Raw genomic sequence first — 336 nt, 5'->3', positions numbered from 1 at the left:
GAGAAGTTTCGGCAGGCTGGGATACCCCTTTGGCCACGGACCACTGAAAGGATCAGAATATGAAGAGCGAAGTTACTCAAGAGGAAGTATTCGAGGCCGTTGAGCGGAAGAACAGAGAGGGCTCTAACCCGACGGCAGGTGATATCGCAGACGAACTCGGTGCCCCTCCGCCTGAAGTGTTAAATGTTTTGGGAGGCCTCAGGGATGTCGATAAGGTGAGAAAATCTGAACCGGAAAATGGAGATCCCATCTGGTTCGTTCGTGGTCAAAGTAAAGATAGCGAGGAGGATGACCACGGGAACTGAGCGCCTCGGGAAAAGATGATTCCAGGCGGAT

At 52.4% G+C, this 336-nt stretch carries 1 protein-coding gene; it reads left to right on the top strand.

Annotation, left to right across the window (positions count from 1 at the left end):
* Window positions 1–59 precede the first annotated feature (59 nt).
* Window positions 60–305: a hypothetical protein gene (locus C450_RS21540; protein WP_152424449.1), complete on the top strand. Its 246-nt coding sequence runs from the start codon at window positions 60–62 to the stop codon at window positions 303–305.
* The last annotated feature ends 31 nt before the right edge of the window (window positions 306–336 follow it).

Source organism: Halococcus salifodinae DSM 8989, assembly GCF_000336935.1.
GTDB classification, from domain to species: domain Archaea; phylum Halobacteriota; class Halobacteria; order Halobacteriales; family Halococcaceae; genus Halococcus; species Halococcus salifodinae.
Note: the sequence above shows the minus strand (reverse complement) of the source record. Positions and strands in the feature narration are given on the sequence as shown.

Coding starts and splice junctions, on each gene's coding strand:
- C450_RS21540 (WP_152424449.1), top strand. CDS start 60: ATGAAGAGCGAAGTTACTCAAGAGGAAGTATTCGAGGCCGTTGAGCGG.